The organism is Leptolyngbya sp. AN02str, assembly GCF_050565595.1.
Lineage (GTDB): Bacteria > Cyanobacteriota > Cyanobacteriia > Elainellales > Elainellaceae > Kaiparowitsia.
Genome location: NZ_JBNXVR010000062.1, coordinates 1 through 26020, shown reverse-complemented (window position 1 = coordinate 26020; position 26020 = coordinate 1). Strand labels below are relative to the sequence as shown.

20 protein-coding genes and 1 pseudogene are annotated in these 26020 nt (G+C 50.3%); 16 read left to right on the top strand and 5 right to left on the bottom strand.

Translation table 11 applies throughout. The features are described 5' to 3' along the window. Positions 1–699: 699 nt before the first annotated feature. The 5 genes from ACQ4M4_RS27110 (at position 700) to ACQ4M4_RS27090 (ending at position 5144) form a co-directional block, all read left to right on the top strand. Positions 700–2787, top strand: coding sequence for a protelomerase family protein (locus ACQ4M4_RS27110; protein ID WP_430687609.1), 2088 nt, complete (start codon positions 700–702; stop codon positions 2785–2787). A 174-nt stretch (positions 2788–2961) separates the two neighbouring features. Further along, positions 2962–3549 carry a Uma2 family endonuclease gene (locus ACQ4M4_RS27105; protein ID WP_430687608.1) on the top strand — a complete coding sequence of 196 codons (588 nt, stop codon included), beginning with the start codon at positions 2962–2964 and terminating at the stop codon, positions 3547–3549. A gap of 282 nt (positions 3550–3831) precedes the next feature. Then, positions 3832–4317 (top strand): XisH family protein, encoded by a 486-nt coding sequence (locus tag ACQ4M4_RS27100; RefSeq protein WP_430687607.1) that lies wholly within the window; start codon positions 3832–3834, stop codon positions 4315–4317. Then, positions 4305–4640: a XisI protein gene (locus ACQ4M4_RS27095; RefSeq protein WP_430687606.1), complete on the top strand. Its 336-nt coding sequence runs from the start codon at positions 4305–4307 to the stop codon at positions 4638–4640. Before ACQ4M4_RS27100 ends, ACQ4M4_RS27095 begins: the two co-directional genes overlap by 13 nt. Before the next feature lie 198 nt (positions 4641–4838). Next, positions 4839–5144 carry a hypothetical protein gene (locus ACQ4M4_RS27090; RefSeq protein WP_430687605.1) on the top strand — a complete coding sequence of 102 codons (306 nt, stop codon included), beginning with the start codon at positions 4839–4841 and terminating at the stop codon, positions 5142–5144. 16 nt (positions 5145–5160) lie between these two features. On the opposite strand, the gene ACQ4M4_RS27085 is transcribed toward ACQ4M4_RS27090, so the two are convergent. Genes ACQ4M4_RS27085 through ACQ4M4_RS27075 form a run of 3 tightly spaced genes read right to left on the bottom strand, consistent with a single transcriptional unit; the run spans position 5161 to position 7827 of the window. Next, complete coding sequence (locus ACQ4M4_RS27085) at positions 5161–5733, bottom strand: efflux RND transporter periplasmic adaptor subunit (protein ID WP_430687604.1); 573 nt, start codon at positions 5731–5733, stop codon at positions 5161–5163. 53 nt (positions 5734–5786) lie between these two features. After that, on the bottom strand, positions 5787–6545 hold the full coding sequence (locus tag ACQ4M4_RS27080; RefSeq protein ID WP_430687603.1) for a biotin/lipoyl-binding protein: 759 nt from the start codon (positions 6543–6545) through the stop codon (positions 5787–5789). 13 nt (positions 6546–6558) lie between these two features. Beyond that, positions 6559–7827: a hypothetical protein gene (locus ACQ4M4_RS27075; protein ID WP_430687602.1), complete on the bottom strand. Its 1269-nt coding sequence runs from the start codon at positions 7825–7827 to the stop codon at positions 6559–6561. Between ACQ4M4_RS27075 and ACQ4M4_RS27070 the strand changes: the two genes are divergently transcribed. The 3 genes from ACQ4M4_RS27070 (at position 7801) to ACQ4M4_RS27060 (ending at position 15604) form a co-directional block, all read left to right on the top strand. Next, positions 7801–14145 carry a S8 family serine peptidase gene (locus ACQ4M4_RS27070; protein WP_430687601.1) on the top strand — a complete coding sequence of 2115 codons (6345 nt, stop codon included), beginning with the start codon at positions 7801–7803 and terminating at the stop codon, positions 14143–14145. The genes ACQ4M4_RS27075 and ACQ4M4_RS27070 overlap by 27 nt on opposite strands. Beyond that, on the top strand, positions 14145–14609 hold the full coding sequence (locus tag ACQ4M4_RS27065; protein WP_430687600.1) for an SMI1/KNR4 family protein: 465 nt from the start codon (positions 14145–14147) through the stop codon (positions 14607–14609). The genes ACQ4M4_RS27070 and ACQ4M4_RS27065 overlap by 1 nt, the downstream gene beginning before the upstream one ends. A 233-nt stretch (positions 14610–14842) precedes the next feature. Beyond that, the gene (locus ACQ4M4_RS27060; RefSeq protein WP_430687599.1) at positions 14843–15604 is read left to right on the top strand and encodes a tetratricopeptide repeat protein; all 762 of its coding nucleotides are present in this window, start codon (positions 14843–14845) and stop codon (positions 15602–15604) included. 544 nt (positions 15605–16148) lie between these two features. On the opposite strand, the gene ACQ4M4_RS27055 is transcribed toward ACQ4M4_RS27060, so the two are convergent. Both ACQ4M4_RS27055 and ACQ4M4_RS27050 read right to left on the bottom strand, forming a co-directional pair. Beyond that, positions 16149–16379, bottom strand: a complete 231-nt coding sequence (locus ACQ4M4_RS27055) for a hypothetical protein (RefSeq protein ID WP_430687598.1) — start codon at positions 16377–16379, stop codon at positions 16149–16151. A gap of 81 nt (positions 16380–16460) precedes the next feature. Next, the gene (locus tag ACQ4M4_RS27050) at positions 16461–16625 is read right to left on the bottom strand and encodes a hypothetical protein (RefSeq protein ID WP_430687597.1); all 165 of its coding nucleotides are present in this window, start codon (positions 16623–16625) and stop codon (positions 16461–16463) included. A gap of 474 nt (positions 16626–17099) precedes the next feature. Here ACQ4M4_RS27050 and ACQ4M4_RS27045 point away from each other — a divergent pair. The 8 genes and pseudogenes from ACQ4M4_RS27045 to ACQ4M4_RS27010 all read left to right on the top strand — a co-directional run bounded on the left by ACQ4M4_RS27045 (position 17100) and on the right by ACQ4M4_RS27010 (position 25900). After that, a pseudogene (locus tag ACQ4M4_RS27045) lies at positions 17100–17930 on the top strand (IS1 family transposase). A 460-nt stretch (positions 17931–18390) separates the two neighbouring features. Further along, positions 18391–20028 (top strand): ABC transporter substrate-binding protein, encoded by a 1638-nt coding sequence (locus tag ACQ4M4_RS27040; RefSeq protein ID WP_430687596.1) that lies wholly within the window; start codon positions 18391–18393, stop codon positions 20026–20028. Next, positions 20019–21002: an ABC transporter permease gene (locus ACQ4M4_RS27035; RefSeq protein WP_430687595.1), complete on the top strand. Its 984-nt coding sequence runs from the start codon at positions 20019–20021 to the stop codon at positions 21000–21002. Before ACQ4M4_RS27040 ends, ACQ4M4_RS27035 begins: the two co-directional genes overlap by 10 nt. A gap of 7 nt (positions 21003–21009) precedes the next feature. Beyond that, positions 21010–21873, top strand: a complete 864-nt coding sequence (locus ACQ4M4_RS27030; protein ID WP_430687594.1) for an ABC transporter permease — start codon at positions 21010–21012, stop codon at positions 21871–21873. Between the two features lie 2 nt (positions 21874–21875). Further along, on the top strand, positions 21876–22820 hold the full coding sequence (locus ACQ4M4_RS27025) for an ABC transporter ATP-binding protein (RefSeq protein ID WP_430687593.1): 945 nt from the start codon (positions 21876–21878) through the stop codon (positions 22818–22820). Beyond that, positions 22807–23445, top strand: coding sequence for an ABC transporter ATP-binding protein (locus tag ACQ4M4_RS27020; protein WP_430687592.1), 639 nt, complete (start codon positions 22807–22809; stop codon positions 23443–23445). Before ACQ4M4_RS27025 ends, ACQ4M4_RS27020 begins: the two co-directional genes overlap by 14 nt. 91 nt (positions 23446–23536) lie before the next feature. After that, positions 23537–24610 carry a helix-turn-helix transcriptional regulator gene (locus tag ACQ4M4_RS27015; RefSeq protein WP_430687591.1) on the top strand — a complete coding sequence of 358 codons (1074 nt, stop codon included), beginning with the start codon at positions 23537–23539 and terminating at the stop codon, positions 24608–24610. A 123-nt stretch (positions 24611–24733) separates the two neighbouring features. Further along, on the top strand, positions 24734–25900 hold the full coding sequence (locus ACQ4M4_RS27010; protein ID WP_430687590.1) for a TonB-dependent receptor plug domain-containing protein: 1167 nt from the start codon (positions 24734–24736) through the stop codon (positions 25898–25900). Positions 25901–26020 lie beyond the last annotated feature (120 nt).

Genomic DNA, 26020 nt, shown 5'->3' with positions numbered 1-26020 from the left:
GTTGTGATAAGTTATTTATATGGATAAGTATGCATAGCTTTTTGGTTTACCAAAAAGCTATGCATACTTATCCATATAAATAACTTATCACAACTCTTTATTTAACATACTTATCGATCGCCCCCAAGGATAAGCATGTCACCATTCAGAAATGCAGGAAACGATAAGAAAAGTAAAAGCGATCGCCCGTTTGTGAGGAACGATCGCTGATCCTTGTGAGACCTCGATGCCTGAAATCATTGCTGTGTAATAGTTTTAGGGATTTAGAGGTTTGCACTGCTAAACACTTTGTTGGCGTTGTGCGATCGCAAAAATCAACCTGGGCGATCGCACATCTTGTTCTTGGCGGAAAAGCATCCTTATTTGATAAGATATTCAAATCTATGGTTATCGTCATGAGTTCAAGGTTGTTTTGATATTCTTATCGATCATTGGAAATGCCTGAAAGTATTGCGCTTGCTTGCTTGAAGGTTTTGCAGGATAAGGGTTGCTGTTGACAATATTTGATATGGATAGCTATGATAAGTGGTTGATAGTAAAGATAAATTTGTCTGTTTTGGTTACGGTACTTTGACACGTCTCATTGTTACAGGCAATGGCGATCGCAGTTTAGATTGCGCTATTGCACTTGGGTTTGCCTTTCATGGCTCTGATCGGGTTCATCGTTATTGTTGAGGGCTACCTTTTATGCCTGGTTCCATGTCTGTCTCTGATGACCCAACTCGCGAGGAATTGGTTGCTCGTTTCCGCGATCGCATTGCGTTGGGAGAACGGACGAAGTTGAGTCGTCAGGAACGGTCGGAGTTGGCGCTACACTTTGTCGATCGCTTGGCTCGATGTCAGAGTGAGGAGGAGGCGATCGCGCTGTGTGAGGCTGAAATTAGCCTACTGGAAGAGGGCTATCCGGTTGGGAGTATTGCCAATCAATATCTGCCGGAATGGCGTAAGGTAATTGCCCTGGCGGTGGAGGAGGGCAGACTGCCCAAACAAGAGTTGGAGCCGAATGCGTTTGGGAAGGTCTATGCGCATTGGGGTTTGAAATATTTGCTGTACTCGAATGAGGTACATCGGGCCCTGAAGGAGAAGACGACGGTTGCGAATAATCAAAAGCAGGATGATTTACAGCCAATTCGGGCCAACAGGTTTATTGCGAAGGCGAGGGATCTGTTGGAGGGGGAAACGCCGTATGAGTGGGCGGTGGGGCTATTGGCGGTCACAGGTCGCAGGTTTAGTGAAATTGTGGCAATGGGGGAGTTTAAGTCTACGGCTCATCCCTATGCGATCGCGTTTCGGGGGCAACTGAAGAAGGGGGTTCAAAATCTGGAGGCGGCTCAAACGTTCCTTATCGCGACGTTGATTGAAAGTGATAATGTTCTGTTGGCGCTTGATAAGTTTAGAGCGCATCCCAGAATTCAAGCGTTGGTTGATTTGGAGCCGGATGACATTAATGCACGGCTCAATACGTCGGTGAGGTATTACATCAGGCGGGAGTTTGAGGAGTCGGAGGTGATTCCGGTGTTGAGGGGGGAGAAGGGGGTTTCGGCGCATAATCTACGTGGTTGTTATGCGGAGATTGCGGTGCATTATTTTTGCCCTCCCAATCAGAGCACTCATCGCTTTGTGCAGACGCATTTGGGTCATGTCATTGGGGAACGGGAGTTGGCCAGTCGCAAGAATGCAGGAGCGACGGAGCATTATTTCCATTACCGCTTGATCGGGGCGCAAGGGCAGCAGCTCAATGAGAAGGGCATTTTGTTGGAGCGGTTTGGAGCATTGCCAACAACGGTTGAACCAGGTGAAACAGTCGAAACGGTTGAGTCGGTTGAGGTTGAATCTGAGCAATCGGAGCGGTTGGAATATGCAGTGATTGAGGCGGTACAGGAGCAGCAACCGATGGCGATCGCGCCTTCTCTCAATGCCGCTCGATCTCAGTCCAATCTTGAAGCCTTACAGGAGCAGCAACTCATGGCGATCGCACCTTCTCAGTCTCCAGCACGGAAGTCTCGGACTCATGTGCCGTCTGATCTGATGCATGAGTTGAGGGAGGTGGTGGCGAAGAAGTTGGAGGTCGAGGGGTCTTATGCGGAGGTGTTGGAGGCGGTCATTCAGTTCATGCAGGATGATAAAACTCCGGCGATCGCTTCCTCGATTGAGTCTTTTGGCTCGACTTTTCAGTGGTTTACTCGGGAAATTGAAAGATTGAGGGAGGAGGGGCGATCGCTCACAGCGGAACGGGATCAGGCAAGGGCTGAATTAAAGGAGTTGCAGGAACGGGGGGTGGAGCATGAGGAGTTGGAGGCGTTGAGGAGGGAAAATCAACGGCTGAAGGCAGAGGTGGAGCAGTTTCAACAAGTTAAACGAATGCTGGGGGGGACTGCTGGGGGGACGGGGGAGAACAAGGAGAATGGGGGGGAGGCGATCGCGCCGGCTGCTACTCCAGTGGCTCTGCCTGCTCCTCCAACGAAACAAACATCGGCATCTCTGCCCAGACGGGTTCGAGAGGATAAGCAAGGGGAGCAAGCGTCAGGCAAAATCAGCGTGGCGATTGACCTCATCATGGCTTGGAATGATGACCCAAATCACGACTTTGATAGCAAGTGGTTTATTTCCGTGCCCACCATCCTGGGGGTGATTCGAGGGAGTGGCTTCTCGGCTTCTCAGGGCAAGGTGCAAGATGTCATGAAGCACCGGAAGCAGGACATTGAGGATCATCATCTAAAACATGGCCTTGGTCAACGCCACAACGTTCGCCATGACAAGCCGATTACTGAGGATGTAAGGCTGTAGGTTAGGAAGGGGGGAAGAGTGAGAGGGGGCGATCGCGCTTACAGGAGGTAAGGCAAAATATTTTGTGCTGGGGCGAAGGATAGGGGCGATCAAAACTCATCAATACTCTGATTCATATTTGATCAATGACATAATGAGACTCACGGATTTAGTCGGATGAATCGGGACGGGACTATGGTTTCACTGACGTTGCCACTCGTGCTAGAGATGAATCAGGTTCATCTCACTGATGAGCAGTTCTACCAGCTTTGCCTCAGTAACCCTGATCTGTCCATTGAACGGAGTGCCAAGGGAGCTTTGATTGTTATGTCACCGGTCGGGGGAGAGGGCGGAAGTTATGAGTCGGAGTTCGGTATTGACTTGGGCATCTGGAACCGTCAGTCCAAATTGGGCAAAACCTTCAGTTCTTCCACCTTGTTTAAACTGCCCAATGGAGGCGACCGCTCCCCAGATGCGGCGTGGGTGGAGTTATCTCGATGGCAAGCCCTCTCTCCAGAACAACGGCGCAAATTCCCTCCCATTGCCCCTGACTTTGTCATAGAACTGCGCTCCCCTACCGATGATTTGGAACTGCTGCAAGCAAAGATGCAGGAGTACATAAACGCCGGAGTTCGATTGGGCTGGATGTTCAATCCCCAGGATCAACAAGTCGAAATCTACCGCTACGGACAACCCGAAGAGGTGCGTCAGTTACCCACTGAACTCTCCGGCGAAGACGTTCTGCCAGGTTTTGTGTTGTCCGTAAACCCCTTTGAAGACTGAGGAGAGGAATCTCATCAGCTGCAGCGAAATTGTCCTGTTCGGTCAACAAATTGTAGAACCTGCTGTCTTCACTCCAAGAGCCGCTTCTACCTACGCGATCGCTCTTTCACGCTCAGTCACGTTACGCATATGCCGTCTTGTGATTAACTTTGTGCCAGAGGGGATGAAGCCGTTCTTGTACAATCGCGCTTCCCAAATAGCATTCTTTTCATCCTGACCTGTCACCCCAAATATTTGCCCCTAGGCCAAGACAATAAGCAAGCCACCTGATGGCAACGCTTCGTGCGGATAAATCATCATGCGTTATTTTGTCACTCAAATCTATGGTCACTTCAGGAGGATACAACTGCCGTGAGCACCAGAGATCTATTCCACCAAGCCGTTAGGCGGGGGCTGGAAAAGGAGCAATGGTACATTTCCAGTGACCCTCTTGAACTCGAATGGGAAGAGGTCAAAGTCAAAATTGATTTGGCCGCCGAACGCTTGCTCGCTGCCGAACGGGGAGAGGAAAAAATTGCTGTTGAGATCAAAAGCTTTATCAGCCCATCGCCCATTAGCGATTTCCACACTGCTTTAGGCCAGTTTCTCAACTATAAAATCATGCTAGAGGTTAACCAACCAGATCGACAGCTTTACCTCGCTGTTCCCCTCGACACTTATGAAATCTTCTTTCAAAGCCGCTTTGCCCAGGTCGCTATCAAACGCCACCATCTGAATTTGATTGTCTATAACCCAATCACTGAGGAGATTGTGACATGGATAAACTAGACTATTACCGCACCTGCGTTCAAACTCTCCTGGAGCGCCATAGTCAATCCAACACTCACGATGCAGAGGTTGAAAATATCCTCCTGTTTGACCCGAGCCGTGATCACTACCAACTTATGCGCATCGGTTGGAGAGGCTTATCCCGTGTCTACCACGCCGTTCTCCATTTCGATATTAAAGACGGCAAAATCTGGCTCCAACAAAATACCACCGATATTGATGTTGGACTAGAACTCATCGACATGGGCATCCCCAAGACAGACATCATCCTAGGTCTGCACCCTGCCTACAAGCGTCCCTTCACGGGCTACGGCGTTGCTTAATCCGATCAAAGGCCACCTCCAGAAAGTTGAAATACAATGCAATCGCTCTCAACGATCTAGCATTTGGGGAAAGGGCTAGCGTTGACGGTCATTTATCGCCGATCACAACAAATACCCGTGAGACGCAACGATGAATTTGCTAGGGGCAGGTAGGGTATTAACCGACGAACAGGTCGAAGGCACCTTAGAGGAGAACCCATGAGGTTGAGTGAACTTCCAGGAGCAGAACTGATTCTGCCTGGGCTCGATGATCTGCTCCATGACAATACCGATACGGTTGAGTCATTGCTAATTGCGATCGCAGCTACTCGTCTCACTCAAGCGGGTTTACAGTTCCCCACAGATCGCCTTCCCTCCGAACCTGAACTCGCCCTTTACAATCGGCTTCAAGCTGAACATGATGACCCCTATCCCTATTACAACGCCTTACTCCTTCGCCTCCATCGCTTTTGCAATGCATTTGAAAATTGCTCCCTCACCATACTCGACATCGCTTCCCTCTAGTCAACTTCACCTCGGACTATAAAAAGCGCTCGGGTATCAACTTCAAGATTTCTCGCCCTGCTCGTTCATACAGCGGTATCCACTCCGAAAAAATGCGTGCATATCCGCTGGAACCGGGACGTAGGCGGTTATCCGGGTTATCGATGATGAGCCGCACCGTCGCGACCCGTCGCTGCTCTGTTTTATCTGGCTCAACGTTGTACAGAATGTCTTCCACTCGCGCCGTGTAGGTCTCCAGCTTCGCTTGCCGGGGGCGAAAGGTGACGGGGGCATTCATCTCCACATAATCCAAATCTTCCTCGGGAATCTCCACGTTCGCCGTCAACGACCCCAACTCGGCAATCTGCATCAATGCCGTGTCCGGTCGCAACTCCTGCCCCACTCGCAGGTCTAAATCACTGGTAATCACGGTTCCGCTCGTGGTCGCACGCAGGGTCAAGGTTCCACGCAGCGATCGCAATTCTTGCAGGCGACGAGTGAGCGTCTCAATTATTTGGGTCTGGGCTGACACTTGAACTGCAGCATTGGCAACCTGTTGAGCGGCCACTACCGATGTATCTTGCGTCGCAGCCGCAGCAGCTTCATCCATCGTCACATCTATCAGCTGCCGTTGGGCCAGCCGAACTTGCTCTGCTTTTGCTGCTAGATCCCGCTCCAGATTCCGCTGTTGGATTTGATAACTCTCCAGGGTGGCAGCGATACCGCCCCCTGCTGATGCAGCGCTTCATATCGCTGCACTTGCACCGCCACTTCCTCAATCTGCCCCTCCAGGCGATCGCGCTCCACAACCAATGCCTGTACCTCCGGCGTCAGAACACCCTGTTCCAGTTGGCTCAGCCGGTTCTGCGATCGCGCCTCTGCGGCTTCGGCTCTAGCAGCTGCTTCTAGGACGGTGGCATTGGCACGAACTACTTCTCGTTGGGCCGCCTCGCGCTCCTGCCTGGAGCGAGCCAGCTTCTCTTCCAGCTCGGCAATCTCCCGGTTCAACTGGGGGCTATTCAACTGGGCCAGAACTTGCCCGGGTTGCACCACGTCTCCTGTCTCCACCAGAATCTCACTCACCATTGCAGGCACGGGCGTATGCACCGATTGCCGGGCAGATTGTTTCCACGTCAACTGAACAGTGCCACCTACTTCATAGGGTGTTGGAATCAAACTCACCACTCCCAAACTCGCACAGGCGATCGCCACAATCGCCCAACGCCGATGCCCTCTAGAAGGAGCACTGGTGTCTTCAGAAAGAGCGCGATCGCTCGGTTCTGTTTCATTTGCAGGTGGCTCTGGTGCTGGAGGAACCGCTGCAGGCGATGGACCGGCAGGACGTGGCTTAATTTGCCCAGGAGGCACCACTTGAAATGGGGAAACTCCAGTTGTTGCTCCGGTTGGCAGATGTGCGCTCATTGCGGTGAAGCCTTTAACGAGAGGGTGTGGTTGGCCAAACAAAGTAGTAAATTGCCCATAAAGCCAGCAACAATGCCGCTGTGATGGGAATAGTGGCGAGGATCCAGGCTGCAATCTTGATGATCAACACCCCAAAGACCATCAGCACATACATCAAACTGAACGGGGCATAGGCCGCCAGAATCCAGCGATCGCCCGCTGTCTCATGACTCGGTTGAAGCGTGAATACGTGTTTGTAAAACTCAAAGGACCGCTGCCGCAGGTTATTAATTCCACTCAGCGCGATCGCTAGATAGTACCCGTCAAATTTCGCCAGCGGATTCAGGTTGATGGCGACCGTAACGACAGCCGCCATCATCATCAAATAGGCTGCGGTCCAGAGCCAGCTCCCGGTCGCCGCTCCACTCCACACCCAAAATGCGATCGCCCCCAGCAGCAGTTGACACAATACACCTGCTCCCACAACCAACCCGCGTTGGCGGCGTTTGGGCAGGCGGTACTGGTCGGTGGTGTTGGTGTAGGCGATTGGCATCAATAGCATCAGCATGATCCCAATTTCAGGGACGGTGCCGTTGTACCGTTTCAGCGTGAAGGCATGCGCTAACTCATGTAGCGCAATGACCAGGACCGAGAAAACGATAAAACTGAGAATTAGCGTTGGGGTGAGATGACTGAGAGATTGCTGGGTGGTTAATGCAATATCGCTCTGATGATGCAACACGAATACAGCGGTGAATGCCAGGAAACACAGCAAGGTGATGAAAAACTGTTGTGTCCAGATCCACTGAATGGGCTGGATATGGCGAGTCAACCACTGATCTGGATTGCACAGGGGAACTTTAATATTCAGTAATTGCAACGGAGTCCATTTACCCTGTTTCGGTTTGGGTGGAGACGTTCCTTCGAACATTCCCGTCGCTGTCAATTGCTGAAGTAATGGTTTGACACGATCCCGCCCCTGTTGCTGAGCAATGTCCCTCAAAGGAACATAGCCGAATTGCTCAATTACTCCCTTCGTTTGAGCATCAACTTGAAGAAACGTTAGGTGCTCTGGATTGCGCAGAATCCAATACCCGTCTTCGTGCTCAATCCATTCAACCGTTGGCTTGAGCCGAGGGGTGTAGGGAGGATTTTTGGGAGGTGGTAGGGAGACTGTAGAAGCGTTGGATTGCTCTAAGATACCGAGGTTGATTAGCTTTTGTAGCAGAGTGCCCTGGCCGCTGCGAACCCCACCGAAGGCTTTCATCTGCTGCAGGTGAGTGATGTCACGGGCGGAGGGCACACCTTCGCCATGGAAACCCTCCGCCTCGATGGCCCAAGCGATCGCGATTACAATGACATCATTTTTCAGGTCAAAGGGGCGAGGGGAACGGCTGTTTCCCTGGATGAGGTCATCAACCCCAATCGCGATTGGCGGTCTTCTGCGGTCGGGCAAGAATTATTGGATTATGTCTCGGTTGAGGATGAGCTGCCCATTGAGGAGATACCGGAGGATATATCGACGCCTGAACCTGATGCGGAAGGAGTGGATGAGGATGAGACGCGATCGCCTTCATCCGATGAAGATGAATTGGAAGATGATTCGACCGATGACGATGAATCATCTGAAGGGTCACCTGACAACAGTTCTGAACCCGATGGCTTGAATGAGCCAGAAGATCCAGTGGGTGTTGAGGTTGAGAATCCTCGAGCAAACCAACCGCTGATTGGGGTGATTGATACAGGGGTGTTAGTGGACCATCCCGACCTCGACTACACTCGCATCCTTCTGGGTCAGGATTATGTTGCGGGGGATAGCAATCCTCTGCTCACTCCAGGGGAAGGGAACGGTCACGGAACTCAAGTCGTGCAGGTGATTGGGGCCACTCAAGACAATGGCGTTGGCATCGATGGGCTCAATGATGAGGCTCCGATTTGGGTCAGCCGCGCTGTGGGCTCGGGGCAGTGGGCCAATGCGTTGGTTGAGTTCGTTGATGTTGCTAAGGCATCTGAGCAGCCCAATGCGGTGGTCAATTTGAGCTTTGAGTTGACGCAAACCAATCCTGATGGCTCTGTCTCGGTTCGTCATCACTTCACACAGCCGGAGGTTGAGGCGCTGACCTATGCGCAGCAGTATGGGGTGATTGTCGTCGTGGCAGCCGGGAATGAGGGCGGAATGTCGGCACTGGCTCATGCTTCTCGCGCATTTGACAATGTCATTACGGTGGGGGCCGCAGAGGGAGGCGATCCCGCTCCCTATTCCGCGATTGGCTTTGCCCTCGACCTCCTCGCGCCAGGTCAATTACCGCAGGGTGTAGACGGCATTGAGGGCACTTCGATTGCGGCGGCTCATACCACGGGGGCGGTGTCGCTCGTGTGGGCAGAAAATCCTCAGTTGAGCTATCAACAGGTTATTCACATCCTTAAAGCCTCCGCTTCTGATATCCTCAACCCCGGTTGGGATGCCCTATCAGGGGCAGGTCTCCTCAATCTTCCAGCTGCAATTCAGCTTGCTAAAGAAACACAACCCTCTCAACCCGCAACGCTGCCACAAGCGGGAGCGAGTAGCCTGTCTAGCTTCATCCATGGCTCCTCTATACCGAACGAACGCCCTACCGAAGCAACCTATACGTTTGAGGAAACCGGCCCCTTCTTTACAGGAGACTGGTGGGATGGAACCTCCTCTTACTCTTCAATAGAAACTTCCTTTGACTCCTCAACTGAAACATCCGAAACCGATGGGTACTCCAGCCTCAAAACCTCGAATACGCAGGAAGAAACTCGCAAAACCGAATTTCAACAGTGGAGTGACTACTACGGTAGCAATCCTCAATGGACCATCGAGTCAACCAAAAACTATCGCAAGGAGGAAACCTCAACCGAAAACTCGACCACTACAGGGCCAACAGAAACGACCGGCTTAACCAAAACTGAACGCCTCATTCAAACAACAGAGGAGGAGTTGCTAGAGGATAAGGTTGCCAATACCTGGTCTGGCCCGGTTACTGACACCTCTGACAAGCAAACACAATCCACCTCAACCACCACTTATCAGGGTAACTCCACTGGCTCCAAGACCGCTGAAGAGACGGCTCGCGAACAGTCCTATAAGCAAAGAACCTACGACGGCATTGGGTACACGGAGGTTTTTCGATCTCTCAACTCCGGCGCGACTTCAGAAGCGTCTGGACAAGAGTTTGCCGATGGTTCTACAACTTCTCGCTCTCATGTCTCGAGTCATTCATCTACGAAACACCGCAACACCATCAGTGAGGACGGCTACCACGAAACGTTCCAGGCCGTTGACACCTCAAAGCAGCAGTCTTATTCGTTTACCCGTCACGACACAGATACGGGTTACTCCTGGACAAAAGAGGGTAAAACCACGATTGGCCGACAGGTATACGATGACCAACTCGATGAACACGGAAATCATTTAGACCTCGACTATCTCTATGAGGTTTGGTGGTCTCGCTCCTTCACATTCAACCGAGAATTGGGCATCGGCACTTGGGTCCATTCTGGGGGTTGGCGATCCACCTTGAATGGCGTCTCGAACGGTAGCTCCTATTCCCGCTCTGGAACATCGGGTGAAATCTCTGCCCCAACAGGTTCTCGCCCTCCGCTCCCACCTCTTCCTGACCTCGAACCCGATGCTCCGGCCAACACGGGCAGTGGTGGTGGCGGTGACACTCCTCCAGAACCTCCGATGGAGTACCTGGAGCGCTTCTCCTTCGCCCTCGATAAAACCATTGAGCAACTGGAGGAACCCCTCAAGGCTCAGCTCTCCCAGTTGAAGGACACTTTGATGGCCTCCGCTGAACTCGTCCATGACGGTGAGTTCTACGAACTCGTTGACTCCACCTTCTCTGGTATTTTCTCCGCTGTCCTCAATGCTCAGTCGAAGTCCGATCTCCATTCCGTCGCTGACTCCCTCGCCTGGTTCCTCCAATCTCAACTACAGACCACTCCACCTCCTCAAGCAGGGCAACCTCCTCAGTGGTCCCTTAAGCAACAAGTCTTTCAAACGACCGTCCTCACAGCAGCAAAGCTCGCTCAACTGCCCGTTGAAGATAACGATGACCTCACTAATGAAATCCTCGCACTCGCCGATGCTTACGCTAAACTTAACCCTCAAGAGGCGACTGACGACCTGGGTTTCTTCCTCAATTCACTCTGGGCCGCTGAAGCACGCCAGGAGGTTGAACTTGGAGCAGACGAACTTCAGGATTTCTTTACAAGCGCACAAACTTTAGCTCAGCAGCAAAACACGCTGAAGCTTGCTACCAATCTTCTTAAAGCAACTCAGATCAACGCTGAGGACACCGCAAGCCCGATTCACGATCTAGCCCAGTCCCCTGAGTTCCTGAAAGAGGTGGTTGGATTAGCTGGTGCCTATGGACTACTAGAGCTAACAGGTACTGCACCTTCAACCTTTTTCCTCGAAACCTTACTCAACGCCAGCAGTGATAGTGCGATCTCCCAAGGAGCCGACCAGTTTAGCCAGTTTATTCAAGGCTCTACTGGCATTGGACCCGTTGATCCGTCTCAACTCCTGGAGTTCACCAGCAGTTTGCTGACTGTCGCAGCCCAAGCCTCGGATGACTTAGGACAAGCCCAAAATAAGGAGTTCTTCCATGAACTCACAGGAGTCGGTAGAACCTACCTCGGCTTGCAGCCAGATACTTCCAGCGATACCGATCCAGAGCCGCTTAACTTTTACCTCGATACACTCCTCAAAGACTTGCAAAACCGAGCCATCCTTAAAAACGGTGGAGCCACCTTACAATCCCTCAACCAATTACGGGAAGAAGCAATCGACAAAGCCACAGCCGAGTTCGGTGAAGTAATCTATGGTCTTGCTGATCCTGACCAACGTACCGATGTCATCCAGTTTGGTCAAAATTTGTTGGAGTTATCCGCAAAAACGCTAAAACTCCAACCACAGAAGGACAACCCACAATTCCTACAAGAACTCCTCCGACTCAGTAAACTCTATGGGGCTTTACAGTTCACGGAGCCCCTGCCAGAAACAGCACACGCTTCCTTCCTGCATCAACTGTGGCAAACAGATACAGTGCCAGAAGAGGCCATTCAACACGCTGGAGATTTCTTTGGCGAACTCGGAACCGCGATCTCTATCACCGACATACCGTTGTTTGCACTGCGCATCCTCATCGCTAATGAACAGCGTGCTGTCGTTGCTCAATCCACTTCAGCAAATCCATCTCCTGACTTAACGCTTCAGATCGCTCAACTGGCTAAAGCCTATGCACAACTCGACCCTGATAAAGGCTACGGCAATCCTGTATCTCTTGGTAGTAATCCTGACCCTGCATTATTCCTGGATACCATTTGGAGCACCACAAACGATGCTGATGCACTCGGTAATCTTGCCGAAATTCGAGATGGAGCACTGGAACTCAACAAGTTCCTGATGGGTGATGAAATCCTGAAAGGCTTTGCGCCTGTTGAACAGCCCAAAGTGCTGGAGTTTACGGCCAAGCTGCTACAAGCCGCGAACTTAACAGATCAGCTAGCGGAAAACCAGAAGAATGATCCTAATTTCATTCAAGCGAACTTCATAGATGTCAGCAGAAATTTTGCTCGTATCCATTTACGCTCAGAACAACCATCGGACGCTGTTGGTACTTTTTTGGATACTCTCTGGAATGCATCATTAAACGACAGCATTGCTATTCAACAAGGGGTTGATGAAATTGAAGCGTTTCTTGGAGAAAGGAGCCTTTCAATTGAGTCAATGGAGGATGTGGGCAAAATCCTGCTGGCAGTCGATCTGGCAATTGACAAGCTAGGCGAGGACTACCCACAGGCAGTCCAAGAGATGCTCAGGAGTGTCTTGATCCTGCTAGGGATTGGGTTGGCGATCGCGGCTTTGATTAAAGCACCTTTTGCCGCTGGGGTTGCAGGATTTGTAGCCTTGATAGGCTCAATGTTCGATGCCTTTGCTGTAGGCTTTGCGGGTACTGAAACGCTTCAACATTTAATGGAGTTTTACACTCAGACAATTAACGCAACAGATGCTGCCGAAATTGACCAAGCAGCAGAGACGTTCGTTAGTGTCCTCAAGTCCGGGAGTGAGTTTGTAGCAGCAGTCCTCTCACTGGTCACGATCGGTCAGGCAGGTTGGGCTGAAATGGAGGATGCCCTAAAAAGCTTAGTCAGCCTCACCCGATCGATCGCCGATAAAGTCGGCAGCGTTCTCCTGGCTCCAGCGCTTGAAAGCATCACATCACTGCTCCGGTTGGCACGTAATTCTGTTATGGGCGCTGCTCGTGCAATTGGTACAGTCATTGATGTTGCAGGTCAGCTCATTAACGGGGAAAACTTTATTACCTTCCTCAAGAATGGCTTGCGTCTCCCACATCTACTTGATGTCCTACTTCACCTCGGAGGCAAAAACGATGTCATTGATGTTTTAGTTCAGATTCCCAGACTCCTTGATCTAGTTCTAAACGCAGATACCGTCACAGCAAAAGCGTTAATAGATTTTCTAGAAAGTTTCATGCTCAAATTTAAGGGACTGCCTAGCGCTCAGGGATTCCTCGAGGCGCAACCTAATATCCTTGACCTGATTGTAGGATTGGATGAAGCACCAGAGGCTCTAGCTGTCTTGGACAAGCTTTTAGAAAACTTAGGAGCCGCTCAATTAGAAGGTGAACAAGGCTTTTTCAACTTTGTTGTGAGTGCAGATAGCTCTCAATTATCTAAAACAGTTGAGGCTATTCGACAGTTGAGCTTACCTGACAATTCAGGTCTTTTGCAGATGCTAACATCTCAGAATTCTGGTGTCATAAGGGCAATCCTAGAAACGGATGTTGGACCAGACGTTGTAAATGATTTAGGGAGGCTTATCAACACCTATGACGGAAGTTTAATTGAAACACTGATAGAGCATGTTAAGAAGATGTCAAGTACAGGAGCTAATCAATCAAGGGATATCGCTTTTACGTTGCGTGGATGGGCGATGAGATTAAGCAAGGTTTCTCTTCAAGAAGGAGTCGAGATTCTGGAAGGAGTAAGGGAGGCTGTCCTAATAAGAAGTCAAGTACCTGGAATCGGTCGCGCCTCAAACATTGGAATTGGTGAGTTTTCTGCCTCAATATCAACGAATCCTAATATTCCTGATGAGGTAGTAGAAATTTCAGGAGATAGATTAGTTAGCATTAATGGTCCATTTGCACCTGGAGGTACTTTAAATCTACCAATGGAGCCTGCACGTATTTTTCAAGTTCAAGATTCAAACCGTGTAGATGACTCTGAGGTTAAGATTCTTGAAGAAATTGCTCAGAGGTTGATTGCTAATGGTGCCGAACTTAGGACGGTTACGAACCCAGATGGTACTGTGGTTATGAACTCAGATGGTACTGTAAGAACGGCTTATACGAATGTTGCTGGCAGAATTCAGATCTTTTCGGAGAGAAAGCCATGTGATAGCTGCACTAATCTAATTATGGAACTGTGGAAGAACAAATTTCCAAAGGTTGAAATTGAAAAAGTTATTCACGGTCCACGCTTCTTACCCATCACCAAGAAAAATATTCTTGAAAACCCAGGAGAGGACTTTGACAGCCTACTTGGATACCTGGGAGGAACATAATGTATCTTGACAAAGCAAAATCACGATTCCAAGAACTTGAGCAGATAAATAGAGATATTTATAAAAACTGTCCTTGTTCACTGGAAGAAGTTGAGCTTTTAGAGCATGATTTGAAGCTGAAGCTGCCTGGGGCATACCGCGAATTTCTTCTATGGTGTGGAAATCGTTGTGGATTTCTTGATTCGGACAGGTATTTCTGGAGTGATGTAAAGGACTCCCACCGTGAATGGCTTGAGGAAGCAATGGAAATTCTCAATCTGCCGATGACCTTAGTTCCCTCAGATGCCATCATATTTTATGTAAATGGGGGATACATTTATGCCTTTATTCGTGCTTCTGAAGGAGATAATCCACCTGTTCACGAGTTTCGGAATGGTCAATTGCTTTGGAATTATGTTGACAGCATTGAGCAATTCTGTCTTGAAAGAATCGAAACTGCATTGAGGCTCGCAAAAGGTCGTTAACGATTCACAGATACTATTCTATGAGCAACTTCACAGACTTTCAGCAAGAGTTCGACAAAGCCGTGAGGCGATACATACAGCAACCAGGAGCTACAGTTAACATCTCCTTCAAGGATGCTAATGGTGAGCCAACGTCTTATACGCAAGCCCTGCCTGACATTTTTAGCCAATGGTTAGAGATTCGCTGTTCATGGGATCGGCGTTCCTTGATCTACAGAGAAGCACTTGACCACATGTTTTCAAAGAACCTCACGCTCTGGCAGTGGGCTGAACGGTATCTCGAAGCACGTTACCCTAACGAAGCGATCCAGGAACTGCAAAAGAGCGGAATGCCAGCAGAAGGGCAAGCTGACTACTGTGCTACCTATGCCAAAGCCCTCAACGTTTTGGGGCGCTACGATGAAGCCGAAGCAATGGCACGTCAAGGACTAACGTTTGACTCAGCCCACAAACGCTGCAGGATTCAGTTAGCCGATGCGCTCCACCTCAAGGGTGAAACCGAAGCCGGACATCAGCTTTACAACGAGATCCTTTACCAGCACATCAGTCAACCTAGCTTAGGGCAAGACAACACCTTCTCATTTGAACAGCGAGTCGGATTTGATGGCAACATCCTACACTCCCCGGTCTATGCCATTAACTTACTAGAACACTCTCCAGACGCAACTGAGGCAACATGGCAATGGGCAGAGGACGAGTTCTACTGGAGTCCCTATTTCCGCTGTCATCATGCTTATCACTTGATCGATCAGGGTGAGGGCTTGCGGGCGTTTGCAAAACTCTTGGCTTTAATCAAGGAAATGCCGTGGGTCAAAGAAGCTGCACTCAACACTATGGCAATTCTTGAGCAGCTTGATCCGGGTGGTCGGCAAAGTTTAGCAGCAGACGATCGCTCCTGGCTAGCGAACTTGATTGCAACTAATGGCTGGAGTACCGATGGAATGAACAATCTCGGTTCCAAACCATTTCGACTCAAGAATTCTGTGGGTGATTAGTGAGCTTAAGATTACTCAGAGCGATCGCAGTGACCTTAAGAAAACAGCACTTGAGCGACGATCGCACTCCGGGCGATTTTCAAAGGCTGTAGTCATAGCAAAGGCACCACTTGCCAGTTCAGCTTATCCAAAGGTAACCTCGACCAGCACTACTACATCACGGCTCTAAAGTAGCGAAGCTGCGATTTGGGTCCATTTAGTTCTCATGAACTACAACAGTGCTGTTAGAAATATCTGTATATGCAACGATCTCATGATGAGTCCCCGAGCATTGAAAGTGATTGGCCTAAATGTGGCCTGAATTGGGATTTTGTAGTACGTCTGAAACGCCCAATTTAGATGAGACTCACAGCGCATGCCATGACTCAAAGAGAGAGGCTGTAATTCCTAGAGAACTAGAGGTTTCCGCATTTTGTTGAGCATCGATTAGTTGCTCCCCGGCGCAGCCAATCTTGCACAATTCCAACCCAGTTGAGGAGCTTTTTGCTCATCCCTAAGAGGATGCTTTAAAGGTCTCGGATATCGTCTACCCTTCCCGTTGCTTTCAAAAATCCTCCATATTCTGAACGCTGACTGGTCTCTCATTGGCATCTTCATCAGCAACCCATTCCTCAAGCTCACAGCAAATCTGCTCAAAAGGCTCCAACGGAATCATGATGCTGTCTGGCGTTTCAACGGTCGGGATATGCCCTTCTCTAATCCACCGCTGGATTACGTTGCTGTTCGTCTGCAACCTGGCGGTAGCTGTGGCGATGGTAGTGACAAAAGTGCTCATGGCGATCGCCTCACATTCCCTTCGCTACTAGCGTTAGGAATCGCCCTTGCACCTCGTCAGCAGCGCCACCAATCTCCCACGTCACCTGATAGCGGTTGTTGCCCAAATACCTATCCACAAATACGCGATCGCCACTGGGCATCCTGCAGCAGTCACCAGGGCTAAACTTGGGGCGCTCAGTTTTGGTGTGGCGAGGGATGGCGATCGCTCCTGGCTAGCAGCAAACCGTTGGGGCACCGAGGGCATGAACGATCTTAGCTTTAACTCAGGAAATTCGTAGGGGAGCAGTGGGTCTAAACTGTATTCACTGCTTCAGCCTAGAAGGTGAATTCCAAGGCCATCCCCAAAATATTTTGCCGATGTTCATGCAGCTTAGGATAACGCCATCCCCTACCAAACCTTCACCATCAGATTAAGCCATGCGATCGCACATCCCCAAACAAACCTGAGATGCCGTTGAATTGCGCTCACACTGAACACTGGAGTTAACCACATCAGAGGCGATCGCGCTCCCGCACCTCTTCCGCAGTCACAACACCATCCCCTGACATCACCCCAAAATATTTTGCAGCGCTCCCCACTCACTTGAACGCGAAGCGAAAGGGGGGAAATCACTCACCTCAAACACACAACCCACACCCACATCAAAAAAATTCGGTAGTGCATCAAATTATAGTGGGCGAGTTAAAGTAGAGGAAGTTCTACTCTAAAACAAGACTGATGGAATGTTTGCTCTGTGGTCATTCCAGCACTCACAAACACGGCAAAGCTCCCAATGGCAGCCAACGTTACTTCTGCCCGCACTGCAAGCAAACCTTCAATGAACGTTTTGACACCTTGTATTATCATCGCCATGTCAAGCCTGAACAGATTCGACAAGTGCTCCAAGCACATAGCGAAGGCAGCAGTCTGAGGGGCATTAGTCGAACCAGTGGACTGGCCTACAATACCGTAGTCAGTATTGTGCGTGCTGACTGGCAGCAGGCACAGTTAGTGCATAACGCGGAAGTTCAATCGGTACCGACGGAGAACGTAAGTGCCGATGAGTGATGGTCATTTGTTTCAAAAAACAGAAACAGTGCCTTCCCCAAGAGCTAGCCGTAGGGGATTGTTGGATTGCAGTTAGTTTAGCCAATTCCAGTGGATTGATTTTGAGCGCAAGGGTTGGGAAACACACCGATGCATTGACTGAGGAATTGGTGGTTAGCAGTGAAGGGAAAACGGCCTGCAAGCGATTCAATAGCGATGGCTGGGGAGGCTATGAGCGTGTGTTACCTCCAGAGATACTTCATCAGATTGGTAAAGATAGAACGCAACGCTTAGAGAGAACCAACGGAATTGTCAGGCAACACACCGGACGATGGCATCTGCAAACAGAATAAGTTTGGCAAGGTGTGGGAACAGACGAAGGTAACAACGCGGTTAGTCATAAGTTACTTCAACTGGGTTTGGCAGCATAGCCGATTCAAGACAACAGCAGCACAGCGAGCGGGATTAGCGCAAAAACCTTGGACTTGGCATGATCTCGTCACCTACCCCACCATTATTTAACGTCAGTTTCGGTTAAGGGCTTTTCTGAAGTTTGCGCGGCGCGCAAACTTCAGAAAAGCCCATTTTTGCGTGCGCAACGCGCACGCAAAAATGGGCACTTCAGCTTATCCAAAACTCAGGTTTATTTAATGCACTACCCGCCCACTATAATTTGATGCACGACCGTTTCACTAACCCGAACCATCGAAGCTCCTCGAGGGAGAGGGGTTTGGGGGATGAGAGCTATTTTTCGACTTCTCAAATATTCTCCGGGGAACTACTGCTATGTAAGTTCTGATTGATCTGGTTCTTTTTCTTAAGGAAAGCTGAAACTTATTGCCAACTCTTGGTTTTATCCCTCCCCCCTGCATTGTTGAATCTTTGAGTGAGGTGATATTGTTCAGCGTCAGTAAGTCTAAATTGCTTGTGATATTTCTTCAAGTTAATAGACCGATGCATTTGCCCTTAATAACCATTCACTATGCACTTGAGTACTAAATTGCCATGCTATGCGATGGGGTTGGCATTGCTAGTGCAAATGATTTCTGCTTGTACCCCTTCAGGCTCTCAACAAACGAGTTCTGCACCTCAGCAAAATGCCCAACAGGCGGGCTCTTCAGAACAAATTGTATTGGCGATCGGCGGTGAAAGTGAGGAAGGATACGATCCCACACTAGGTTGGGGAAGGTATGGATCGCCGCTATTTCACAGCACTTTGCTGAAACGGGATGAGAATCTTGCACTTGTCAACGATCTGGCGACAGACTACAGCATTAGCGAAGATCGCAAAGTGTGGACAGTGAACATTCGACAAGATGCGGTATTTTCTGATGGAGTACCAGTCACCGCAGAGGATGTTGCCTATACCTTTAACAAAGCGGCAGAAAGCGGCGGGTTAACAGATGTGACCGTCCTGCAAGAAGCAGTGGCGATTGACAAAGACACTATTGAATTACGTTTGAAGCAGCCGCAAAGTACTTTTGTAAATCGGCTAGTCACCTTAGGAATTGTGCCCAAGCACGCCCATGGAGCCGAGTACGCCCGTAATCCAATTGGGTCGGGGCCTTACCAATTGGTGCAGTGGGATGAAGGACAACAACTGATTGTAGAAGCCAATCCGAACTACTACGGTGAACCCCCTGCTATTCAACAATTGGTGTTTTTATTTGTAGAAGAAGATGCTGCCTTTGCTGCTGCTAAATCGGGACAGGCCCAGGTGGCAGCCGTTCCCCAATCTTTGGCAGTGCAGCCCGTGGATGGAATGACCCTGTATGACGTTACCAGCGTGGATAATCGGGGCATGATGTTTCCCTTTCCTCAGGGCAATGCTAAAACAACGCCCAATGGCGATCCCGTCGGGAATGATGTGACTGCGGATCTTGCCATTCGACAAGCGATCAATGTGGCGATTGATCGGAGAGCGTTGGTTGAAGGCGTTCTTGAAGGGTATGGTTCTCCGGCTTATGGCCCGGTCAGTGGGTTGGCGTGGGAGCAGCCCGAAGCTGATGTACAGGATGCTGATCCTGACAGAGCTAATCAGATTTTGGCCGACGGGGGGTGGAGTGACAAGAACGGGGATGGAGTGCTTGAAAAAGGTAATTTAACAGCAGAATTTACGCTGCTTTATCCGGCTAGTGACAGTACCCGTCAAGCCCTTGCTCTTTCTGTAGCAGAGATGATCAAGCCAATTGGTATTCGTGTAGATGTGCAGGGCAAAAGCTGGGATGAAATCGGTCCTTTGATGCACAGTAATGCGGTGTTGTTTGGTTGGGGCAGTCATGATCAGACAGAAATGTACAATCTCTACCACAGTAAAGCTGCACAGGGAGATTTTTATAATGCTGGCTACTATGCAAACTCTGAGATTGACAAAATCTTAGATTTAGCGATGGGTGCGCCCACAGAAGAGGAGGCGATCGCCTTCTGGAAAGCTGCACAATGGAACGGTCAACAGGGCTTTACAGCCAAGGGAGATGCCGCCTGGGCATGGCTGGTTAATCTCGATCACACCTACTTTGTGAGTCGCTGCCTGGATATTGGCAATCCGCAAGTGGAACCCCATGGGCATGGATGGCCCATCACTGCTAACATCGCGCAATGGACATGGACATGCGATTAAATCGAATTGCATCATTCACCGTGCGGAAGTTCATCCGTTTGGTTCTGCTGTTGATGGCGGTATCGGTCTTTAGCTTTGTGTTGGTGAGCCTATCGCCTGTTGACCCGATCAATGCTTATGTAGGAGCCGATATGCTGCAAATCGGTCCTGAACAGCGAGAGTTGATCGCTCAACGCTGGGGCTTAGATGAACCAATGACGACTCGCTTTTTTCTCTGGTTGCAGCAGGTATCGATGGGCAATTTGGGAACTTCTATGGTTTTCAATCAACCAGTAGCGACCGTGATTGCCAACCGCTTTCAAGCTTCGTTACAAATGCTGGCGATCGCCTGGTTACTTTCTGGGGTTCTCGGTTTGACGCTGGGCATTCTTGCGGGTGCCAGGGAAGGATCGTGGAGCGATCGCATTATTCGCTTCTATGCGTACACCCTGGCATCATCTCCCACGTTCTGGGTTGCGTTATTGCTGCTGATCATCTTTGCAGTTCAACTTAAAGTGGCTCCTATTTGTTGCGCAGCCCCTCCAGGTGTTCTGGCACAAGATGTCACCTTCTGGCAACGGCTGCACCATATCTTGCTTCCAGCTCTCACACTAAGCATTATTGGAGTTGCCAATATTGCACTCCATACTCGACAAAAATTGATCGAAGTATTAAATAGCGATTATGTGTTGTTTGCACGAGCCCAGGGCGAAAGTTTAGTTGGTATTATCCAACACCATGGACTCCGCAACGTGATTCTTCCAGCCATTACGCTTCAGTTCGCATCCTTGAGTGAATTGTTTGGTGGATCGGTATTAGCGGAGCAAGTTTTTGCCTATCCGGGATTAGGAGAAGCAACAGTCGAGGCGGCTTTACGCAGTGATGTACCGCTGTTGATTGGCATCGTCTTTTTTAGCGCCATCTTTGTTTACACCGGAAACACCATCGCTGATCTGACCTATCAAATTGTTGATCCTCGAATTCGATTGAGCTAACTGCTGCATGTCTTCTCCAACTCTTTCCCACCGTCAAACTCGATCACGTCTTCAGATCAATCGTCGTCAAAGCACCCTGCTGGCGATCGCATTATGTTCTCTTTTTTTAATCACCATCATTCTTAGCAGTAGCCTACTCAGCGACAGTGGGCTCAACCCCGTCCTCACTCAGCGAAACCAGGCACCTTCTCTTGCCCATGGGTTTGGCACCGATTGGCTAGGGCGCGACATGTTGACGCGATCGCTACATGGCATGTCGTTGAGTGTGCGTGTGGGCTTGTTAGCCGCCAGTGTTAGTGCCGTCATTGGAACTGGCCTTGGGCTAATTTCAGGCACCCTGGGCGGCAAAGTCGATGCCGTCATTACCTGGATAATTGACGTATTTTTCAGCCTGCCCCATCTGGTGTTGCTGATCATGATTGCCTTTGCCATGGGTGGAGGGACAACCGGGGTAATTGTTGCTGTCGCCTTAACCCACTGGACAGGGTTAGCCAGAGTGATTCGGGCAGAAACATTGCAGGTCACCAGTTCCGACTATGTGCAGCTTTCTCGCAAGTTCGGCAAATCTTCGCTGTGGATTGCCCGTCATCACATCTTTCCCCATGTCATTCCCCAATTATTAGTGGGATTAATTTTGCTCTTTCCCCACGCAATTCTGCACGAAGCAGCCCTGTCATTTATTGGGATTGGGTTATCTCCGCACACACCCGCGATTGGCATCATTTTGGCCGAATCCATGCGCCATCTCTCAACAGGCTATTGGTGGCTAGGGGTAATGCCAGGACTGCTGTTGCTATTGACCGTCAAAGCCTTTGACACATTAGGGGAAAATGTGCGGGCGTTGATCGATCCAAAAACGAGTCAGGGGTGATCATGCTGTCGGTTCGGAATTTGAGCGTCACGTTTACGATGTATGACCGGGGGTTGGCACAGAAGCAGCTCACGGTCATTACAGAACTCGATTTGCAGGTACGTGCAGGGCAGGTGGTTGCTGTTGTTGGTGCGAGCGGATCAGGAAAAAGCTTGTTGGCCCATGCGGTACTTGGCATTTTGCCCGACAATGCGCAGGTGAGCGGCACCATACTTTTTCAGGGAAAACCCCTGACCTCGCAGCGATCGCAGGCTTTGCGGGGAAAAGAGATTGCATTAATTCCCCAATCTGTTGGCTATCTTGATCCACTGATGCAGGTAGGCAAGCAGGTAAGCCGAGTCGCGCAGGTGTGTGGCTTATCAAAACGACAGGCCCGCCGAGCTGTTGATCGCACCTTTGAGCGTTACACATTAGGCCCCGAAGTCAAACAATACTACCCGTTCCAAATTTCAGGAGGCATGGCGCGGCGGGTCTTGGTCTCGACAGCGGTTGTGAGTCAGGCCGATTTAATCATTGCCGATGAACCGACTCCTGGCTTGCACCCCACTGTGGTGAAAGAAACCTTGAATCACCTGCGAGAACTGGCAGATGAAGGGAAAGGAGTCATCCTCATTACCCATGACATTGAAGCAGCGTTGCAAATTGCAGATCAAGTTGCCGTATTTTACGCTGGAACAACTGTTGAAATTGCAGCTGCAACCGACTTTCCAAACGGCAAAATTCGCCATCCCTACACTCAAGCCCTGTGGCGATCGCTCCCGCAAAATGAATTTATTCCGATTCCCGGTAGCCAACCCAGTCCCGATGCGTTGCCCGATGGATGTTTGTTTAGCGATCGCTGTCCTTGGGTGACCGAGGCGTGTCACATTGAGCGCCCCCCATTTCGGCAGGTGCGAGGTGCGCCTGTGAGATGTATTCACGTGGAGGAACGTCATGTTAGTCGGTAAGCAGCTTACATTTCGCTATACTCCTCGCCACCCCTGGATTTTACGCAATTTTCATGTGGCGATCGCCCCCGGAGAAGTTGTGGGATTGATGGGTCCTTCTGGCTTTGGCAAAACAACCCTAGGCAAGCTGTTGGCTGGCTATCTCACCCCCACCACAGGGAGCGTAACCATCAATAGTCAGGCTCTACCGTTGCGGGGCTATGCTCCAGTTCAGCTCATCTTTCAAAACCCTGAATTAGCCGTCAATCCCCGCTGGCGAATTCGCCAAATTCTTCAAGAGGGAAACAACCCCACCCCTAATTTATTGGAAGCGTTGGGGATTCATCCAACCTGGCTCAATCGTTATCCTCATGAATTAAGCGGTGGGGAGCTACAGCGCATTGCCGTTGCACGAGCCCTCACCCCCGCCACCCGTTATCTAATTGCCGATGAAATGACCGCCATGCTGGATGCCAACACCCAAGCGCTAATCTGGCAGGCGGTTCTCCATTACACACACACTCATCAGATTGGGTTACTAGTGATTAGCCATGAATCTGCTTTGCTGAAACGATTGAGCGATCGCATCATTGATGTGGCGAGCGAGCGAGTGGATGAATTTGGCACCGTGTCTTCTGGCAAATGATTGAATACCCAGACGAGATCGAAAGCCAAGATTGACACGACCCTCTATATTAATGAGAATTAATAGCATTAATATAGAGATGAGTAACAGCATGCCCCGTTCTCCGCATCGTGGCACCCCTCCGAGGGCAGCCCTGCACCCACCATTTCCGTCAACTGTGCTCACATCAACCGATTTTCAAGCCCTGGTGGAACAGGCGCAACAGCAGGGAGAGGTGATCCACCAGCACACCGCGTCGATGCTACAGACCAACCTACCCGGAGTGTTGGGAAACGGGGGCGATCGCTTTATCCATCTACGCAATGGCCTCACAATTCACATTCGCCATGCCACCCTTTGGCAGTCTCTTCGCTTAGAACAAGAGCACAGCTCCGTCTTTCCGCTAACGGCCAAGTTTTACTTATCCGGCTCTTCAAGAGTCAAAACAAAAGATGTCGCGGAGATCGAATCGGACTATGTTGAAATTCCAGGCTGCAACTACCTCTATTACCTGCCGAATTTGGTGGAGGTAGAAGAATGGCAGGCCAACGAAGCGATTCAGGTAATCATGGTCTACGCCTCAGCCGACTATTTTCACGCATTTCATCCTGATGGCAGCGGTTTGGCGCGCCCCCTCCAGCGCTTGTTAGAAGGAGATCTGTCTCAGCGGTTTCATCAGCCGCTTGGCCAAACAACAGCCAGCATGAATCAGGTCTTACAGCAGATTTTGCACGCGCCATACCAGGGAATGACCCAACAACTATATCTGGAGGGCAAAGCACTAGAGCTGTTGGCCTTACAGTTTTCTCAATGGTCAGATGACCAACCACCGAAGGGGCGATCGCGACGGTTGTCAGCCGATGAGTTAGAACGACTGCATGCGGCTAGAGAGTTGCTAACGCAAAACCTTAGTCATCCTCCCTCTTTGGCGGAGGTGTCGCGATATGTTGGCCTAAGTGAATATCGGCTCAAACAGGGGTTTCATGAACTGTTTGGCACAACTCCATTTGGGCATCTCCACCATCACCGCATGCAGCTGGCTCAAGAACTCTTACGAAATTCCAATCTATCGATCGCAGGCGTTGCCGCACGAGTGGGGTATTGCAATCCAGAAGCCTTCAGCACGGCCTTTCGGCGCAAATTTGGAATCAATCCTAAAGCATTTCAACTGAGCAACCTTTATTGATCGATTTCTCTATCTTTCACAAAGAAAATCCTCTGTTTTACAAAGAAAATGAATCTCCAAACCCCCTATCATCTCTTCATTACTTATTGAGAAAGACTTTTATTTGTGGGGTGGGGTTTAGGCATGAGTTTGAAATGGATAATCTGTGCGGGGCACACGGCTCGGTTGGTGGTGGCGATCGCGCTCTGGGCAGGTACGGTGGCGATCGCCCAAGCAGCGGAGGTTCAGGAGCCAGAAGCAATCACACCAGAAGCGATCACCGTTGCCATCAAAGCGGATGGAGAAGCGCCACCGGATCATGTCTCTAGACCGGCCGCAACGCCCCAAGGTGAGCCAGCCCACCTCTCTCAGGCCCCGATCGCGCAAATTACAGGAGTCAGCCTTGCCTCCCAGAATAGAGCCATCGAACTCATTCTGCAAACCATCGGCGAATTAGCTCCTTCCAGCCCATCTGTCACAGGCAATGCCATCATTATCGATATCCCCAATGCGGTTTTAGCGTTGCCAGATGGGGATGAGTTCTCGGCCGCGCAACCCACCGAAGGGATTGCGCTGGTTAGCATGAGCCCATTGCCCAACAATCAAGTCCGCATCGCAATCACAGGAACCGATGCTCCTCCGGTCGTCAATCTTCGTACTGACAATGCTCAACTGGTCGTCAATATTGCACCAGGGGAGACGATCGCCGCTCCAGCCGAGGATGAAGCGATCCAGATTGTGGTGACCAGCGAACAAGATGGTAGCGATTACTTTGCGCCCAATGTGAGTACCGCCACCCGCACCAACACGTCGATCTTGGATGTACCACAGTCCATCCAGGTGATTCCACAACAAGTTCTAGAAGATCAGCAAACGCTTCGCATTGACGATGCCTTGCGAAATGTCAGTGGGGTTATTGGCAGTTTTGATGCCTTTGGGCCAGGTGCCAACCTCACCCTGCGCGGATTTTCGACCGACCCATTTGCCAACGGGCCAATCCTGCGCGATGGATTTCGAGTCTATGACAACTTGGGCGTTCAAGAAACGGCCAACTTGGAGCGCATTGAAGTGTTGAGGGGACCATCGTCGATTTTGTATGGCCAGAATGATCCGGGGGGAATCATCAATCTGGTTACGGAGCAACCTCTGGCTGAACCAACCTATGAACTACAATTACAGGCCGGAAGTTTTGGGCTAATTCGTCCCAGCCTGGATATTTCTGGGCCACTGACCGCAGATGCCTCATTGCGCTATCGATTGAATGCCGCCTATCAGCGAGAAGATGGCTTTCGTGACTTTGATACTACCTAGGGCGTGCTGAAAAAGTATTTCACGAGTTTTAAGAAGACAGACGGTTAAATCTTGGGATTCGCTAGAACTTAAGCAGCAGCCAGGGCGCATTGAGGATCGCGCCACTGCCGCTGCCATCGG